Annotated in this window: 17 protein-coding genes; 7 read left to right on the top strand and 10 right to left on the bottom strand. The window is 62.9% G+C overall.

Annotation, left to right across the window (positions count from 1 at the left end; genetic code table 11):
- Positions 1-51: 51 nt before the first annotated feature.
- The 8 genes from QRN70_RS23880 to QRN70_RS23845 all read right to left on the bottom strand — a co-directional run bounded on the left by QRN70_RS23880 (position 52) and on the right by QRN70_RS23845 (position 6,801).
- Positions 52-309 (bottom strand): hypothetical protein, encoded by a 258-nt coding sequence (locus QRN70_RS23880; protein ID WP_285420342.1) that lies wholly within the window; start codon positions 307-309, stop codon positions 52-54.
- Positions 306-518 (bottom strand): hypothetical protein, encoded by a 213-nt coding sequence (locus tag QRN70_RS23875; protein WP_285420341.1) that lies wholly within the window; start codon positions 516-518, stop codon positions 306-308. Before QRN70_RS23875 ends, QRN70_RS23880 begins: the two co-directional genes overlap by 4 nt.
- 254 nt (positions 519-772) lie before the next feature.
- On the bottom strand, positions 773-952 hold the full coding sequence (locus QRN70_RS23870) for a hypothetical protein (RefSeq protein WP_085703571.1): 180 nt from the start codon (positions 950-952) through the stop codon (positions 773-775).
- 156 nt (positions 953-1,108) lie between these two features.
- Positions 1,109-2,284, bottom strand: a complete 1,176-nt coding sequence (locus QRN70_RS23865; protein ID WP_285420340.1) for a lactonase family protein — start codon at positions 2,282-2,284, stop codon at positions 1,109-1,111.
- Positions 2,281-2,583, bottom strand: a complete 303-nt coding sequence (locus QRN70_RS23860; protein WP_285420339.1) for a DUF5629 family protein — start codon at positions 2,581-2,583, stop codon at positions 2,281-2,283. Before QRN70_RS23860 ends, QRN70_RS23865 begins: the two co-directional genes overlap by 4 nt.
- Positions 2,584-2,749: 166 nt before the next feature.
- Positions 2,750-4,330, bottom strand: coding sequence for an aldehyde dehydrogenase (NADP(+)) (locus tag QRN70_RS23855; RefSeq protein WP_285420338.1), 1,581 nt, complete (start codon positions 4,328-4,330; stop codon positions 2,750-2,752).
- A 9-nt stretch (positions 4,331-4,339) separates the two neighbouring features.
- Positions 4,340-5,332 (bottom strand): AraD1 family protein, encoded by a 993-nt coding sequence (gene araD1 / locus QRN70_RS23850; protein WP_285420337.1) that lies wholly within the window; start codon positions 5,330-5,332, stop codon positions 4,340-4,342.
- Positions 5,333-5,478: 146 nt separating this feature from the next.
- Complete coding sequence (locus QRN70_RS23845) at positions 5,479-6,801, bottom strand: MFS transporter (RefSeq protein WP_285420336.1); 1,323 nt, start codon at positions 6,799-6,801, stop codon at positions 5,479-5,481.
- A 194-nt stretch (positions 6,802-6,995) separates the two neighbouring features.
- Here QRN70_RS23845 and QRN70_RS23840 point away from each other — a divergent pair, with 194 nt between their 5' ends.
- Positions 6,996-8,732 (top strand): IlvD/Edd family dehydratase, encoded by a 1,737-nt coding sequence (locus QRN70_RS23840; RefSeq protein WP_285420335.1) that lies wholly within the window; start codon positions 6,996-6,998, stop codon positions 8,730-8,732.
- 186 nt (positions 8,733-8,918) lie between these two features.
- A complete protein-coding gene (locus tag QRN70_RS23835; RefSeq protein WP_285420334.1) occupies positions 8,919-9,638 on the top strand; it encodes a FadR/GntR family transcriptional regulator in 720 nt (239 codons plus the stop codon).
- A 175-nt stretch (positions 9,639-9,813) separates the two neighbouring features.
- Here the strand turns inward: QRN70_RS23835 and QRN70_RS23830 are convergent, their stop codons facing one another.
- Together QRN70_RS23830 and QRN70_RS23825 are read right to left on the bottom strand one after the other, a co-directional pair.
- The gene (locus QRN70_RS23830; protein WP_285420333.1) at positions 9,814-12,198 is read right to left on the bottom strand and encodes an efflux RND transporter permease subunit; all 2,385 of its coding nucleotides are present in this window, start codon (positions 12,196-12,198) and stop codon (positions 9,814-9,816) included.
- A 28-nt stretch (positions 12,199-12,226) separates the two neighbouring features.
- Positions 12,227-13,255, bottom strand: a complete 1,029-nt coding sequence (locus QRN70_RS23825) for a WD40/YVTN/BNR-like repeat-containing protein (protein WP_285420332.1) — start codon at positions 13,253-13,255, stop codon at positions 12,227-12,229.
- 448 nt (positions 13,256-13,703) lie between these two features.
- Here QRN70_RS23825 and QRN70_RS23820 point away from each other — a divergent pair, with 448 nt between their 5' ends.
- The 5 genes from QRN70_RS23820 to QRN70_RS23800 all read left to right on the top strand — a co-directional run bounded on the left by QRN70_RS23820 (position 13,704) and on the right by QRN70_RS23800 (position 17,661).
- Complete coding sequence (locus QRN70_RS23820; RefSeq protein ID WP_007978708.1) at positions 13,704-14,294, top strand: amino acid synthesis family protein; 591 nt, start codon at positions 13,704-13,706, stop codon at positions 14,292-14,294.
- A 31-nt stretch (positions 14,295-14,325) separates the two neighbouring features.
- A complete protein-coding gene (locus tag QRN70_RS23815) occupies positions 14,326-15,159 on the top strand; it encodes an alpha/beta fold hydrolase (protein WP_285420331.1) in 834 nt (277 codons plus the stop codon).
- Positions 15,156-16,637, top strand: a complete 1,482-nt coding sequence (locus tag QRN70_RS23810; RefSeq protein ID WP_285420330.1) for an aldehyde dehydrogenase — start codon at positions 15,156-15,158, stop codon at positions 16,635-16,637. The genes QRN70_RS23815 and QRN70_RS23810 overlap by 4 nt, the downstream gene beginning before the upstream one ends.
- 12 nt (positions 16,638-16,649) lie before the next feature.
- A complete protein-coding gene (locus tag QRN70_RS23805; RefSeq protein WP_285420329.1) occupies positions 16,650-17,135 on the top strand; it encodes a flavin reductase family protein in 486 nt (161 codons plus the stop codon).
- A gap of 136 nt (positions 17,136-17,271) precedes the next feature.
- Positions 17,272-17,661: a carboxymuconolactone decarboxylase family protein gene (locus QRN70_RS23800; protein ID WP_003225716.1), complete on the top strand. Its 390-nt coding sequence runs from the start codon at positions 17,272-17,274 to the stop codon at positions 17,659-17,661.
- Positions 17,662-17,708: the final 47 nt, after the last annotated feature.

Genomic DNA, 17,708 nt, shown 5'->3' with positions numbered 1-17,708 from the left:
GCCCCGGACGCTCCGCGTCCGCTTGAAACGCCGCAAATGGGAACGGGGAAATCAGGCCAGCACCTGGCACATGCCAAGTGCCGAGCAATCCACTTCGAATGGACCGAGAAAATCGCTCTCGGCCTTGACCGGAGGATTGCCGGCCATCAGCCCCAGTGCGTTGGCGCGCTCGATGTTATGCGCGATGCTGTGATTGGCCTCTATGGCCCGGGCCAGCGCGCCGACCGAACCCTGACCGAAGCCGAGTAACGTCGCGCCGTTGGTCATCAGTGCCAGGCCGGCGATGACCCAGAGTCTGTAGCCATTCATGCTCCGCCCACTCCTGCCAGTTCGGTCCGATCAACCAGCACGCCTTGCGCGCGGTGTTCGAACTGGATGCCGGGGTGTGCGACCTCGATCGGTGCGGCGAACTCGTGCTGGGTGTGCGAGGCGACGCTGACGAACAGCACCAGGACCAGGTACAGACCGATGGCCAGATAGGCGCCGCGCTTGGCTGAGGTAAGGATTGAACTGGCCATGATGTGCTCCGTGGGCATGTTTCAGTGCCGTCAGGATCAATCAAAAAAGCCGCGCTAACCACTCAGGGTTTCCCATAGTAACCATCAGCTTCGTTGATTATTTAGCCGGTCTATCTCAGCGTTGGAGAAAACCTATCAAGCCGTTCGACGCACAAACGAATAGGCGCTGTCGAAGGCTGCGATCCTTTCACGTTGAAGCGCAAAAGATCGCAGCCTTCGGCAGCGCCTACAGGGCGTTTTTCGAAACGGGCATTTCAGTGTTGGGCTTTGTGATCCAGGGCGGCGTAGAAGTTGGCGCTCTGTTGCAGGTATTTCTGGGTGTAGCTCTGGGTGTGGGATTTCTTGCTGCTGATTTCCACGTTGGCACTGGCTGGCAATGCAACGGTGGCAGAGATGGCGGAAGCGGCGATAACGGAGAAGAGATTGAAGTTCATGGCGGTAACCCTCGTGTTCAGTTGGCTGGTTTGCCCGGTTGGGCCGTGAAGCAAACTTAACGCTCGAGGGTCGATCGCTTGAAATGCTTTGTAACGTTAGCTGTTATCAGCGCTATTAATACAAAGCGGCGGGCCCCGTGAACCGGGGCCTGCGACTCATTGACGCAGGAAAAACTTCAGGTCGCTCGGAGCGTCCATCGCCAGTTTCTGCACGGTTTTGCCAAGCAGACCGGTCTTGCTGTCGCGCTCGACCACGACAATCTGGTTGCTTTTCTGATTGGCGATCAGCAGGAATCTGCCGCTCGGATCGAGGCTGAACTCACGCGGGTGATCGCCCTCTACCGAGCGCCGCTGCAGCTCCTTGAGCTGGCCACTGGCCGGGTCGATGGCGAACACCAGCAACTGGTTGGCGGTGCCACGGTTACTGACGTAGAGGAATTTGCCGTCGGCCGAAGCGTGCAGCGCGGCGGCGGCCTTGTCCGAGGTCGGCTGGCCGGCGGCCAGGTCGACCATCTGCGTCTGGGTCAGCACGCCGTCGTGGTAGTCGAACACGGCCACCTGCGCACTCATCTCCATGGTCAGCCAGGCATGCTTGCCATCGGCGCTGAACAGCAGGTGACGCGGCCCACTGCCCGCTGGCAGGGCCACGGCGGCGGTTTTCGCCGGGGTCAGCGGCAGCTCGGGGTTGGCCTTCGGATCGAACTGGTAGATGAAGACCTTGTCGGCGCCAAGGTCATTGGAGAACACATAGCGGCCATCCGGCGAAGAGATCGTCGAATGCACGTGGTTCGACGCCTGACGCTCCGGGTTGACCCGGCTCGCCGGGTGGGCGCTCATCTGCACCACAGGACTGAGCTTGCCGTCGCTGCCGACCGGCAATACCGCCAGGGTGCCGCCCGGGTCTTCGAGCACCGAATAGTTGCTGACGAACAGATGGCTGGCATCGCCGCTGAGGCTGGAGTGAGTGGGCTCGTTGCCCAGGCTCTGCACCTGGTTGATCAGGCTCAACGCGTGAGTCTTGGGATCGATGGCGTAGCTGCTGACCTTGCCGACCGGGTCGCGCTGGCCGGGGCCGTTTTCATTGACCACGAACAGCTGGCGCTGATCCTTGGAGAAGGTCAGCCACGACGGGTTTTCGCTCTTGATCACTTGCAGCGGCTTGGCGTCGATCTGCCCGGTGGCGCTGTCGAATTGCATCCGGTAGATGCCCTGGCTGGTACCAGCGGTATAGGAGCCGACCAGCAGCTGGAAGCTCTCGGCCGAAGCGCTGGAAAGGCCCATCGCGCCGACGCTGCCGGCCATCAGCAATGGCCAGAATTTACGCATGTTCATTCAGTTTCATCCTCGTCATCTGCGCTGCTCAGTACATCACCGAGGCAGACCAGGCGGTGTTCGCCCGTGGTCTTGGTGTCGCTGGCAAAACCAACGATCAGCCAGCTTTGCAGGTCTTCGTCAAACGTCGCCGCTGCCACCTGGGCCGGGGTGAACTCCCAATGCTTGGCCGCACGACCATCGATGCATTCGATGTGCAGGTTATCGTCTTCGTCGAGGGCAAATTCGAAGGCGTGCAGGCCGTCGATTTCGACCATACCGCAGTGTTCGAGGGCGTTGAGAAGGGTTTGGGCAGTCATGGCAATCAAGTCTTTCAGGGGGGAAACCGGCAATGATAGCTCAAAGCAGCCGCTGAGCCCCTGTGGGAGCGGGCTTGCTCGCGAATACGGCGTGCCAGGCAATCAACATGTGACTGGACGGCCACCTTCGCGAGCAAGCTCGCTCCCACAGGGATTTCGGTGTGGCTTAGAGCGCTTCGCGCGACGGCTTGCCGTCCACCAGCCGCTGGATACGCAGCGGGTTGGCATTCTTCAGCGGCTCCGGCAACAGGTTGTCCGGGTAGTTCTGGAAGCACACCGGGCGCAGGAAGCGGTCGATGGCCAGGGTGCCCACCGAGGTGCCACGGGCATCCGAGGTGGCCGGGTACGGCCCGCCGTGCACCATCGAATCGCAGACTTCGACCCCGGTCGGATAGCCGTTGAGCAGAATCCGCCCGACCTTCTGTTCCAGCAACGGCGTCAGCTCGGCGAACTGCTCGAAGTCCACCGGCTCGCCAATGATGGTTGCCGTGAGCTGGCCGTGCAGACCGTGCAGCGCGGCGCTGAGTTGCGCCTGGTCCGCCACTTCGACAAGCACCGTGGTCGGGCCGAACACTTCCTCCTGCAAGACCTCATCGCCATTGAGCAGCAGGCTGACGTCCGCCTTGAACAACTGCGGCTGCGCCTGATTGCCCTGTTGCGGGCTGCCCGCCAGATGCTCGATGCCAGGATGCGCCAGCAGCTTCTGCACACCGCTGCCGTAGCTGCCCAGCGTGCCGGCATTGAGCATGGTCTGCGCCGGTTGATCGCCGATCAGCGCCGCGACCTGCTCGACGAACGCCGTGAACTGCGGCGAGCGAATGCCGATCACCAACCCCGGGTTGGTGCAGAACTGCCCACAGCCCTGCACCACCGATGCGGTCAGATCGCGGGCGACGGTTTCCGCGCGCACGGCCAGCGCCTGGGGCAACACGATCACCGGATTGATGCTCGACATCTCGGCGAACACCGGGATCGGTTGCGGGCGCGCGGCGGCCATGTCGCACAACGCGCGACCGCCCTTCAGCGAACCGGTGAAGCCGACCGCCTGAATCGCCGGGTGCTTGACCAGCCACTCACCGACGCCACCGCCGTAGATCATGTTGAACACACCGGCCGGCATGGCGGTTTTTTCCGCCGCGCGAATCAGCGCGTCAGCGACCTGCTCGGCCGTGGCCATGTGGCCGCTGTGCGCCTTGAACACCACCGGGCAACCGGCAGCCAACGCTGCAGCGGTATCACCACCGGCGGTGGAGAACGCCAGGGGAAAGTTGCTCGCACCAAACACCGCCACCGGGCCGAGGCCGATGCGGTACTGACGCAGATCCGGCCGCGGCAGCGGTTGACGATCCGGCAACGGCAGGTCGATCCGCGCACCGTAGAAATCGCCGCGGCGCAGGACTTTGGCGAACAAGCGCATCTGGCCGCTGGTGCGTCCTCTTTCACCTTGAATCCGTGCGGCCGGCAGCGCGGTTTCGCGGCAGACCAGCGCAACGAAATCATCGCCCAGGGCGTCCAGTTCATCGGCAATCGCATCGAGGAACTGCGCGCGGCGTTCGGCGCTGAGGCTGCGATAGGTCGGGTACGCCGCCGCGGCGGCTTGAGCGGCGGCATCGACTTCCGCTTGCGTGGCCTGGATGAACGCGTGAGGCAATTGCTCGCCCGTGCTGGCGTCGACGCTGTACAGCTCGACGTTACCGGCCGCGCTGCGACGACCGCCGATGTAGTTGTGACCAAGAATCTTTGTCATGGGATCTCCTTAAAGGGTGCCGATGCTGCCCGGCGCAAAAACCGCTGGCGCCGGGGCGATGCCATTGACCAGCGGCGCGCCGAATTCGGCCTGGCTGATCTCGAAGACGTCACCCGGTTGGGTGCGGACGCCATCGGCGAACGACAGGGTCGCAGTGCCGAAGAAATGAATGTGCACGTCACCGGGGCGCAGGAACTGGCTGTACTTGAAGTGGTGGTACTCGAGGTTCGCCAGGCTGTGGCACATGTTGGCCTCGCCGCTGAGGAACTCGTTCTGCCACAGCACCTCGCCATCACGCAGGATGCGGCTGGTGCCTGCCAGGTGTTGAGGCAGTTCACCGACACGAAGTTCCGGGCCATAACTGCAACTGCGCAATTTCGAGTGGGCCAGGTACAGGTAATTCTTGCGTTCCATGACGTGATCGGAGAACTCGTTACCCACCGCGAAACCCAGGCGATACGGCTTGCCGTCGTGACCGATGATGTAGAGCCCGGCCATCTCCGGTTCCTCGCCGGCGTCTTCGGCAAACGGCGGCAGCGGGAACGGCTCGCCCGGGCGCACGACGATGCTGCCATCGCCCTTGTAGAACCATTCCGGTTGCACCCCGGCCTGCCCCGCCGCCGGTTTGCCGCCCTCCACGCCCCACTTGAAGATGCGCATGGTGTCGGTCATGGCCGCTTCGTCGCCGGCCTGCTGATGCATCTTGTCGCGCGCCGAAGCACTGCCCAGGTGCGTCAGCCCGGTGCCACTGACCAGCAGGTGCGCCGGATCCGGGTGATCCAGCGGAGGCAGGATGCGCCGCGTGGTCAGCAGTTCGGCGTAATCGTGGCTGATGCCCAGGCCGAGGGTCTGCACCTGTTGCTCCAGGGTGCCGCCGGCCTCGATCGCGGCCAACGCCAGATCGCGTACGCTGCGGGCGTCCTGCACTTCGCGGATCAGACCGCCATCGACCACGCCGACGCGGCGCTCGCCGCCCATCAATTCGAATTGAACCAGATGCATGTTTTTCTCCTATTCCCTCAAAAACACCGCCATTCCCCTGTGGGAGCGAGCCTGCTCGCGAAAGCGGTATGTCAGTCACCCACCATGTTGAATGTGATGGCCTCTTCGCGAGCAGGCTCGCTCCCACAGGGGCCAGCGTTGTCCAGTCAGGTTCGTGTAGCGCCGCGTGCACTGGCGGCAAACTGGTCGACCGGCAGCACATGCTTGCGCTCCAGCACGCGGTAGACCACGCCGGTCAGAATCAGCCCGAACACCATCACGCCGGACAGGAAGTACAGGCCCGAAGCGAGGTTGCCGGTGTACTCCTTCAAGGCGCCGATCACGAACGGCCCGATGTAGCCGCCGAGGTTGCCCACCGAGTTGATCAGGGCGATCCCCGCCGCCGCGCTCGCACCGGCAAAGAACCGCCCGGGCAGTGTCCAGAACACCGCCGTGCAGGAAAACAGCGCGAACGCCACCAGGCACAGCGCCGCCAGTTGTGCCGCTGGCAATGCCAGCCAGGCACTGAAGAACAGGCCCAGCGCGCCGAGTACGTAGAGCACGGCGAGATGGCCGTAGCGATCATTGAGGCGGTCGGAACTGCGCGGCACGATCAACAAACCGATGATGCCGAAGATGTACGGCACCGACGAAACGAACCCGGTCACCAGATCGCTGCCGCCAAACTGTTTGATCAGGGTCGGCAGCCACAGACCGAGGCCGTAGATGCTCAGGGTTACTGGTAGGTAAAACAACGCCAGCAGCAACACGCGTTTGTCTTTCAGCGCGTGCAGCGGGTTGCCGTGGCGGGTCTGGCCGTACTCCTGCAGATCCTTTTTCAGTTCGCCGGTGAGCCAGTCCTTTTCCGCCTGGTCCATCCACTTCACCTGTTGCGGGCCGTCCGGCAGCCAGCGCAACACGGGCCAGGTCAGCAGGATCGCCGGGGTGCCGATGACGATGAACAGCCACTGCCAGCCGTGCAGACCGAGGATGCCGTCCATGCCGAGCAAACCGCCGGACACCGGGCCGGTGATCATCATCGCGATGGGTTGGGAAAGGATGAACAGACCCAGGATCTTGCCGCGATGGCGCACCGGGAACCATTGGGTGATGTAGTACAGCACGCCGGGAAAGAACCCCGCCTCCGCCGCACCGAGCAGAAAGCGCATGACGTAGAAGCTGTGCGGGCCCTGGACGAACGCCATGCCGATGGTGATCGCGCCCCAGGTGATCATGATCCGGGCGAACCAGCGCCGCGCGCCGAAGCGCTCGAGCATCAGGTTGCTGGGGATCTCCAGCAGAAAGTAGCCAATGAAGAACAGCCCGGCACCGAGGCCATAGGCGGCATCGCCAATGCCGATGTCGGCGCCCATGTGCAGCTTGGCGAAGCCGACCGCGGAGCGATCCACATAGGCGATCAGGTACAGCAGGATCAGGAAGGGAATCAGTTTCAGCGTAATGCGCCGGACAAGCCGCAGTTCCTGGCTCATGGGGTCGGTCTCCGATTGTTGTTTTTATAGAACCTCGGGGAACGCCTCTCGCGGAAAACCGCCAGGGCCATCCCTCCGTCGAAAACGACTATATAGTAATACTAATTACCCAACAACCACTTCCAAACCGCGGATTTTGCGCTTAGATTAGGCCTCAGCTCGCAAACAATAGTCTTACAATAAGAGAATCGATCATGTCTGAGAAGAAACCCACCCTGCGCTCGGCCCAATGGTTTGGCACTGCCGACAAAAACGGCTTCATGTACCGCAGCTGGATGAAGAATCAGGGCATCGCCGACCACCAGTTCCATGGCAAGCCGATCATCGGCATCTGCAATACCTGGTCGGAACTGACTCCGTGCAACGCGCACTTCCGCCAGATTGCGGAGCACGTCAAACGCGGGGTGATCGAGGCCGGTGGTTTCCCGGTGGAATTCCCGGTGTTCTCCAACGGCGAATCGAACCTGCGCCCGACCGCCATGCTCACGCGCAACCTGGCGAGCATGGATGTCGAGGAAGCGATTCGCGGCAACCCGATTGATGGCGTGGTGCTGCTCACCGGTTGCGACAAGACCACCCCGGCGCTGCTGATGGGCGCGGCCAGTTGCGATGTGCCGGCCATCGTCGTCACCGGCGGGCCGATGCTCAACGGCAAGCACAAGGGCAAGGACATCGGTTCCGGCACCGTGGTCTGGCAGCTCAGCGAGCAGGTCAAGGCCGGCACCATCACCCTCGATGATTTCCTTGCGGCCGAGGGCGGCATGTCACGCTCGGCCGGCACCTGCAACACCATGGGCACCGCGTCGACCATGGCGTGCATGGCCGAAGCGCTGGGCACGTCGCTGCCGCACAACGCGGCGATTCCGGCGGTGGATGCGCGCCGTTATGTGCTGGCGCACATGTCCGGCATGCGTGCGGTGGAAATGGTTCGCGAAGACCTGAAGCTGTCGAAGATCCTCACCAAGCAAGCCTTCGAAAACGCCATCCGCGTCAACGCCGCCATCGGCGGTTCGACCAACGCGGTGATCCACTTGAAAGCCATCGCCGGGCGCATTGGCGTCGAACTCGACCTGGACGACTGGACGCGCATGGGCCGCGGCATGCCGACCATCGTCGACCTGCAACCGTCCGGGCGCTTCCTGATGGAAGAGTTCTACTACGCCGGGGGCCTGCCGGCGGTGCTGCGGCGTCTCGGTGAAGCCAATCTGATCCCCAATCCCGAGGCGTTGACGGTCAACGGCAAATCCATCGGCGAAAACACCAAGGACGCGCCGATCTACGGCGAGGACGAAGTGATCCGCACCCTCGACAACCCGATCCGCGCCGACGGCGGTATCTGTGTGCTGCGCGGCAACCTGGCGCCACTGGGCGCCGTGCTCAAGCCGTCCGCTGCGACCCCGGAACTTATGCAGCACCGCGGCCGAGCGGTGGTGTTCGAGAACTTCGACATGTACAAGGCACGGATCAACGACCCGGAACTGGACGTCGACGCCAACTCGATCCTGGTCATGAAAAACTGCGGGCCGAAGGGTTACCCGGGCATGGCCGAAGTCGGCAACATGGGCCTGCCCGCCAAACTGCTGGCCCAGGGCGTGACGGACATGGTGCGGATTTCCGATGCGCGGATGAGCGGCACCGCGTACGGCACGGTGGTCTTGCACGTGGCGCCGGAAGCGGCCGCCGGCGGACCTCTGGCCGCGGTGCAGGAAGGTGACTGGATCGAACTCGACTGCGCCAGCGGGCGCCTGCACCTGGATATTTCCGATGCCGAACTGGCGGCGCGCATGGCCGACCTGCAAGCGCCACAACAGCTGCTGGTGGGCGGCTATCGTCAGCTCTATATCGACCATGTGCTGCAGGCGGATCAGGGTTGTGACTTCGACTTCCTGGTTGGTTGCCGGGGTGCTGAAGTCCCCCGCCATTCCCACTGACAGCGTCGCCCCTGTGGGAGCTGGCTTGCCAGCGATTACGGTCTGCCAGCTGACATTCATGTTGACTGACACCCCGCCATCGCTGGCAAGCCAGCTCCCACATTTGCTTTGTGTATCGACCTCAAGAACGAGCCACGCCTGCTATGATGCGCGGCATCTCCATCGCTCAGGATCGCGCCGTTCCCCATGGATTACCGCAAACCTTCCGACCGCAAAAGCATGCACTCGCGCATCGTCCAGGAACTGGGCATGCAGATCGTCTCCGGACGCTTCCTGCCCGACGACAAACTGCCCGCCGAAGCGCTGCTCTGCGAGGAGTACGCGGTGAGTCGGCCGGTGTTGCGCGAAGCCACGCGGGTGCTGGTGGCCAAGGGCCTGGTGTATTCCAGGCCGCGGGTCGGCACGGTGGTCAAGGCGCGCCGCGAATGGCACATGCTCGACCCTGACGTGCTGCACTGGCTGATGCAGAGCAGCCCGCAGAATGAATTCTTCAACGTGCTGACCAGTGTGCGCAGCATCATCGAACCGGCCGCCGCCGCCCTCGCCGCCCAACATGCGACCGAGGCGGACATCGCCGCAATCGGTGAGGCCTATCGGCGCATGGAAGCGGCGCCGACGCCGGAGGCCCTGCTGCAACCGGACCTGGACTTCCACAGCCGCATCGCCGACGCCACCCACAACGATTTGCTCGCCAACCTGTGCAACATGCTCTCGGTAGCCATTGCCGAAGCGTTGAAGCATTCCAACCAGCGGCCGAATCTGCATGAACTGGCGCTGCCACGGCACAAGGCGATTCTCACCGCCATCGAGAACCGCGATGCCCTCGGTGCACGACATGCGACGCTGGTGCAACTGGACGACGCGCGCAGTGCCTTGAGTGCTGTGCTCGGTACTGAACTCTCCTGACCAACAGAAACCCTGTGGGAGCTGGCTTGCCAGCGATAGCGGACTATCAGCCAACATCAATGTTGAATGTTAAGCCGTCATCGCTGGCAAGCCAGCTCCCACAGGTTTTGTGCGGATCGTGAAATGAAAAAGCCGCAACCCTGAGGTTGCGGCTTTGTCGTTTCAGGCGTTCGGATCAGTGGGCAAACAACGAGTTGCCCTTCTGCCCCGCCAGTTTCTCCGGCTTGATCAGGAACTTCGCCAGCGCTGGCAACAGCCACAGCGCACCGAACATGTTCCACAGCAGCATGAAGGTCAGCATCAGGCCCATGTCGGCCTGGAACTTGATCGCCGAGAAGATCCAGGTGCACACGCCGATGGCCAGGCACAGGCCGGTGAACAGCACGGCTTTACCGGTGGATTTCAGCGTCTGGTAATAGGCTTCCTGCAACGGCAGGCCGGCACGCAGGAAACTTTCCAGGCGGCTGTAGATGTAGATGCCGTAGTCCACGCCGATCCCCACGCCGAGCGCCACCACCGGCAGCGTCGCGACTTTCACGCCGATGCCCATGAACGCCATCAGCGCGTTACCCAGCACCGAGGTCAGCACCAGCGGCAGGACGATGCACAGGGTCGCCGCCCACGAGCGGAAGGTGATCATGCACATCACCGCCACACAGATGTACACCAGGATCAGGATGGTCAGCTCGGCCTGTTTGATCACCTCGTTGGTGGCCGCTTCGATCCCGGCGTTACCGGCAGCGAGGATGAACTCCAGGCCATCCTTGTTGTGCGTCTTGGCGAACTCCTGCACCGCCGTCACCGCACGGTCCAGGGTTTCGGCCTTGTGGTCATTGAGGAAGATCAACACCGGTGCCAGCGAACAGCTGTTGTTGTACAGGCCGTCGGCGCGGGCGATCGAGTTGTTGAGGATGTCCGGGTTGCGCGACAGGGTTTCCCATTTCAGGTTGCCCTCGTTCATGCCCTTGATCATCTGCTTGGACACGGTCACCAGGGAAATCGCCGACTGCACGCCCTCGGTGTTCTGCATCTTCCACATCAGCTCGTCGATCGGCGCCATCGCTTCGTAGCGCGAGCAGCCTTCGGTGGCGGTCTTGACCATCACCACCAGCACGTCGGAGCTGGTCGAGTAGTTGTTGATGATGAAGTTGTTGTCCTTGTTGTAGCGCGAATCCGGACGCAGTTCCGGCGCACCCTGGTCGAGGTCGCCGATCTTCAGGTTCTGGCTGTACCACAGGCCGCCACCGAAGGCGATCAGCGCCAGGGCAATCGACACCGGGGCGACTTTCGGGCTGGCGAAATTCGACAGCAGGCGCCAGAACGGATGTTCGCGATTGGCGTCCTTCTTGCTCTTGGCGATGGCGCGCTTGCTGATGCCGACATAGGAAATCGCCACCGGCAGCAGAATCAGGTTGGTGAACACGATCACCGCCACGCCGATCGACGCACCGATGGCCAGCTCGCGGATCACCCCGATATCAATGATCAGCAGCGTGATGAAACCCACCGCGTCGGCGAGAATCGCGATCATCCCCGGCAGGAACAACTGCCGGAACGTGCGCCGCGCCGCGGTCAGGGCGTTGTCCGCCTCGCTCGACTGCAGGGCGATGCCGTTGATCTTCTGCACGCCGTGGGAGATGCCGATGGCGAAGATCAGGAACGGCACCAGCATCGAATACGGATCCAGACCGAAGCCAAAGAAGTGCATCAGGCCCAGTTGCCAGACCACCGCCACCAGCGTGGTGCTCAACACCGCGACGGTGCTGCGCAGGCAGTTGGTGAACCACAGCAGCAGGATCAGGGTGATGACGAAGGCGATACCGAAGAACATCACCACCATCACCAGGCCGTCGATCAGGTCACCGACCTTCTTGGCGAAGCCGACGATGTGGATCTTGACGTTGGGGTTCTGCGCTTCGAACTTGTTGCGGATCTTGTCTTCGAGCTCATGGGAGAACTGGCGATAGTCCAGCGCCAGCAACTTGCCCTGGTCCTGCGGGTCCGGGTAGGACTCCAGCAACGGGATGTCGACGATGCTCGACTTGAAGTCGTTGGCCACCAGGCGCCCGACCTGGCCGGACTTGAGCACGTTGTTGCGCAGCATGTCGAGGCTGTCCTGGGAGCCGTCGTAGCTCTGCGGGATCACCTCGCCGCCGGCGAAGCCTTCCTCGGTCACTTCGGTCCAGCGCACGCTCGGGCTCCACAGCGACTTCAGCCCGGAGCGGTCGACGCCGGAGATGTAGAACACCTCGTCGTTGATCTGGCGCAGCGTCTCCATGTATTCCTTGGAGAAGATGTCGCCGTCGGTGGCTTCCACGGAAATCCGCACGGTGTTGCCCAGGTTCGCCAGATCGTTGCGGTGCTCCATCATCTTCTCGATGAACGGATGCTTGAGCGGGATCATTTTTTCGAAACTGGTGGACGGCCGGATCAGCGTGGCCTGCCAGAACAGAAAGACGCTGACCACCAGGCAGATCAGAATCACGGCCGGGCGGTTGTTGAAGATCAGGCGCTCGAGGAACGTCGCCTTGTCCTGATGATGAGTGCTCAAGGAAGTCATAGCTCCGCCTTCTTATTATGGGTCCGGCTCATTTGCCAATCTCGGCGCCGTTTGGCGTGGTGGTGTGGACGCCACCCTGCCCGGTCAGAATCAGATTGCCGTTGCCGGCCGCGGTGACGGACGACAGCGAAATGCGATCCGGGCGGTTGAACACACTGAAGGTCGCGCCGTTGTCGCTGCTGCTGATCACCGAGCCGCCGTTGCCGACGATGACGATCGAGCCGTCGTCGAGCAGCGTGGCACCGGACAGACCGAACTCCAGGGCACCGCGCGCGGCCTTCAGTTCGACCTGTTGCCAGGTGCTGCCGAAGTCGGTGGAGCGGTAGAGGTTGCCGCGCAGGCCGTAGGCCAGCAGGGTCTGCGGCTGCGCGGTGCCGATCACGCCGAACAGCGAGCCCTGGTACGGGCCTTCGAGTTTTTCCCAGGTCTGGCCCCAATCGGCGGAGCGGAACATGCTGCCCTGCTCGCCGACGATGAACAGGCCACTGTCTTTCACCGCGGCGATGGCGTTGAGGTGGAACTGGTCCTGGTTGTCGAGGCGGTCGCTGACGTCCTGCCAGTTCTTGCCGCCGTCGGTGGTTTCCAGCAGCGCGCCGTAGGCGCCCACGGCGAGGCCACTGTTGACGTCCTTGAACCAGACATCGAGCAGCGGCGCTTCACGCTTGAGATCTTCGAACTGTTTGCTCCAGGTCAGGCCGCCGTCCGCGCTGGCGAGGATCTGCGCGTCATGCCCGACAGCCCAGCCGTGCTTGTCGTCGACGAAATACACGGCAGTCAGCAATTGGCGGGTCGGCACCTTGGCCTGGGTCCAGGTCTTGCCCTGGTCATCGGAATAGAGAATGTGCCCGCGATCACCGACCGCCACCAGCCGTGCTCCGGCATGGGCGACATCGAGGATCAGGCTTTTCGCGGCCTTGGCCGATTCGGTGGCATAGACCACGTCGGCAGGCGCTTCGGCGGCCAGGACGGGCGCCGCCAACGAGGCAACGCCCAGCAGAGAGAGTGCTGTGGCCAGCAACGCGGTTTTGCGTAACGCCGGCGGGCGGCAACGACTCATAGACCTTCCCCTATTTATTATTGTTGGGTCATCGACCTTAAAGGGCGCCGCAAGGGTGCTCGGGCTGACTGCCTGGTCACAGCATAGTCCTGAAACCCGCAATCCAGAGCCCCTTCGGAAGCTGGCTCATCCTATCGGGCTTTGGAAACGTCTGACAATCGGCGCCACGTTATCTTTTGTTAACCGAAAGCGGCGCGGTGTAACGCCGCAATTGCCCGGTGGCAGTGCGCTGGCGCGCGAATGCGCCGGGTCAGGCAATGAAAATGCGCCTGGAGGGGCCTCTTCGCGAGCGGGCTCGCTCCCACACGGGTGGTTGGGGCCTTGGGGGCTTGAATACGTGACCATTCGCCGGGGTGATGCGGCAAAAGTTACCGAGGGGACTTGCAGGATCGGTATTATGGTATACCATCAGACGCACAGACACTCTCAATCCCCTACGGAGCAGCTCATGAGTTTCGAAATTCGCAAGATCGTCAGCTATGTCGAAGAAACCTTCATCGAAGGCGGCAAGGCCACTGACAAGCCAGTGACCATGGTCGGCCTGGCCGTGGTGATGAAAAACCCGTGGCTGGGCAACGGCTTTGTCGAAGACCTCAAGCCGCAGATCCGCGCCAACTGCTCCGACCTCGGCGCGCTGATGGTCGAGCGTCTGGTGGGCATCATCGGCGGCGCCGAGAAGATCGAGGCCTACGGCAAAGCGGCGGTGGTCGGTGCCGACGGCGAAATCGAACACGCCTCGGCGGTGATCCACACCCTGCGCTTCGGCAACCACTACCGCGAGGCGGTCAAGGCCAAGAGTTACCTGAGCTTCACCAACAAGCGCGGCGGTCCGGGCACCTCGATCCAGATCCCGATGATGCACAAGGACGACGAAGGCCTGCGTTCGCACTACATCACCCTGGAAATGCAGATCGAAGACGCCCCGCGCGCCGATGAAATCGTCGTCGTGCTCGGTTGCGCCGACGGTGGCCGCCTGCACCCGCGCATCGGCAACCGCTACATCGATCTGGAAGAACTGGCTGCCGAAAAAGCCCAGTAATCACAATAAAAAGGCATTGCAGGAGCGCTCCATGATTCGGCTTACCGCTGAACTCACCCCGGCCGGCACCAGTTACCTGGCGACCGGCCAAGGCCAACCCGTGGTGTTGATCCACGGCGTCGGCCTGAACAAAGAAATGTGGGGCGGCCAGATCGTTGGCCTGGCCACGCAATACCGGGTGATCGCCTACGACATGCTCGGGCATGGCGCCAGTCCGCGCCCGGCCAGCGGCACCGCCCTGCTCGGCTATGCCGACCAGTTGCTGGAGTTGCTCGACCACCTGCAATTGCCCCTGGCTTCGGTGATCGGCTTTTCCATGGGCGGCCTGGTGGCGCGGGCGTTTGCCCTGCACTACCCCGAGCGCCTGCAAAGCCTGGTGGTGCTCAACAGCGTGTTCAACCGCAGCGAAGAGCAGCGCGCCGGGGTCATCGCCCGCACCGCGCAGGCTGCCGAACACGGCCCGGACGCCAACGCCGAAGCCGCACTGTCACGCTGGTTCAGCCGCGAATACCAGGCGGCCAACCCGGCGCAGATCGCGGCCATTCGCCAGACATTGGCCGGCAATGACCCGCAGGGCTATCTGACGACCTACGAACTGTTCGCCACGCAGGACATGTATCGCGCCGACGACCTGGGCCGCATTCAGGCACCGACGCTGATCGCCACCGGCGAACTCGATCCGGGCTCGACCCCGGAAATGGCCGAGCAACTGGCCCGGCGCATTCCCGGCGCAAGGGTTGCGGTGCTGCCCGAGCAACGGCATATGATGCCCGTAGAGTCGCCGCGCCTGGTCAACCAGACGCTGCTGGAATTCCTCGAATTCGCACACTCCCGACAAAATCAAATAAAGGGGATCGTTGCATGACACTCGCACGCTTCCAGATGTGCATCGGCGGAGAATGGGTCGACGCCCTCTCCGGCAAGACTTTCGCCAGTCTCAATCCGGCCCTGGCCGAACCGTGGGCGGAACTGCCCGACGCCGACGAGGCAGATGTCGAGCGCGCCGTGCAAGCGGCCCAAAGCGCCTTCGACAGCCCGGCCTGGCGCGGTCTGACCGCCACGGCCCGGGGCAAGCTGCTGCGCCGGCTCGGCGACTTGATCGCAGAAAACAAGGAACAACTGGCGCAGCTGGAAAGCCGCGACAACGGCAAGCTGATCCGCGAAACCCGCGGTCAGGTCGGCTACCTGCCGGAATTCTTCCACTACACCGCCGGCCTGGCCGACAAGCTCGAAGGCGGCACCCTGCCGCTGGACAAGCCCGACCTGTTTGCCTACACCGTGCACGAAGCCATGGGCGTGGTCGCCGCGATCATTCCGTGGAACAGCCCGCTGTACCTGACCGCGATCAAACTGGCGCCGGCCCTCGCCGCCGGCAACACCATCGTGATCAAGCCGTCCGAGCACGCCTCGGCGACCATTCTCGAACTGGCCCGCCTGGCCCTTGAGGCCGGCATTCCACCGGGCGTGGTCAACGTCGTCACCGGTTACGGGCCGAGCACCGGCGCCGCCCTCACCCGCCACCCGCTGATCCGCAAGATCGCCTTCACCGGCGGTGCGGCAACGGCCCGCCACGTGGTGCGCAGCAGCGCCGAGAACTTTGCCAAGCTGTCGCTGGAACTGGGCGGCAAATCGCCGAACATCATTTTTGCCGACGCCGACCTGGACAGCGCGATCAACGGCGCGATTGCCGGCATCTATGCCGCCTCGGGGCAAAGCTGCGTGTCCGGCTCGCGCCTGCTGGTGCAGGACGAGATCTACGATGAATTCGTCAGCCGTCTGGTCGAGCGTGCCCAACGCATCCGCATCGGCAACCCGCAGGATGACAGCAGCGAAATGGGCCCGATGGCCACCGCGCAACAACTGGCAGTGGTGGAAGGCCTGGTCGCCGACGCCATCGCCGAAGGCGCGCGCTTGCGTCTGGGCGGCAAGCGCCCGAGCGGTGTCGGCGACGGCTGGTTCTATGAGCCGACGCTGTTCGAGTGCGACCGCAATTCGATGAAGATCATGCAGGAAGAAGTCTTCGGCCCGGTGGCTTCGGTGATCCGCTTCAAGGACGAAGCCGAAGCGCTGGCGATCGCCAACGACTCGCAGTTCGGCCTCGCTGCCGGCATCTGGACCCGCGACCTCGGCCGCGCTCATCGTCTGGCCCGGGACGTGCGTTCGGGCATCATCTGGGTCAACACCTACCGCGCGGTGTCCGCGATGGCGCCGATCGGCGGCTTCAAGAACAGTGGCTATGGACGCGAAAGCGGCATCGATTCGGTGCTGGCCTACACCGAACTGAAAACGGTGTGGATCAACCTCTCCCAGGCCCCGATGCCTGATCCGTTTGTGATGCGCTAGGAGTCCTGCGAAATGATCGAACCCGGCATTTACAAAGACGTCATGAGCTCGTTCCCGTCCGGCGTCACGGTGGTCACCACCCTCGACCCGGAGGGCGGCATCGTCGGCATCACCGCCAGCGCCTTCAGCGCGCTGTCGATCGATCCGGCGCTGGTGCTGTTCTGCCCCAACTACGCCTCCGACACCTACCCGGTGCTGCGCGACAGCAAGCGCTTCGCCATTCATCTGCTGTCGGCCGACCAGACCGCCGAGGCCTACGCCTTCGCCGGCAAGGGCAAGGACAAGGCCAAGGGCATCGACTGGCACCTGAGCGAACTCGGTAACCCGATCCTCGCCAAGGCCACGGCGATCATCGAGTGCGAGTTGTGGCGTGAATACGACGGCGGTGATCACGCGATCATCGTTGGCGCGGTGAAGAACCTGATTCTGCCCGAGCAACCGGTGACACCGATGATCTACCACAAGGGCAAGCTCGGCGCGTTACCGACACTGGGTTGATTGCCACACACGATGGCCCATGTGGGAGCGAGCCTGCTCGCGAAAGCGGTCGACCATTCAATATTGGCATCGACTGATACGACGCCTTCGCGAGCAGGCTCGCTCCCACAGGGAACACCTGTGGATTGGAGGATTTATGAGTAACGACAAGTACGAAAAAGGCTTGAAAATCCGCACTCAGGTATTGGGCGAAGCCTATGTGCAGCGCTCGATCGAGAACGCCGACGACTTCACCCGCCCCCTGCAGGAAATGGTCACCGAATACTGCTGGGGCCACGTCTGGGGGCGCGAAGGTCTGTCGCTCAAGGAGCGCAGCATGATCAACCTGGCGATGATCTCGGCGCTCAACCGCCCGCATGAACTGAAACTGCATGTGCGCGGCGCCTTGCGTAACGGCCTGAGTCGTGAGCAAATACGCGAAATTCTGCTTCAGGTCGGTATTTATTGCGGCGTCCCGGCAGCCGTGGACAGTTTCCGGCTCGCCCGCGAAGCCTTCGCCGAAGCCGATGCCGAGGCCTCCAGTTAACCCCTCGGCTGTTTGAATGCCCGTTTGGCACGGACAGCCACAGTAAA

This window comes from Pseudomonas sp. efr-133-TYG-5, from assembly GCF_030209175.1.
Lineage (GTDB): Bacteria > Pseudomonadota > Gammaproteobacteria > Pseudomonadales > Pseudomonadaceae > Aquipseudomonas.
The sequence above is the reverse complement of the archived record's forward strand: the minus strand, read 5'-3'. Positions and strand labels throughout refer to the sequence as shown.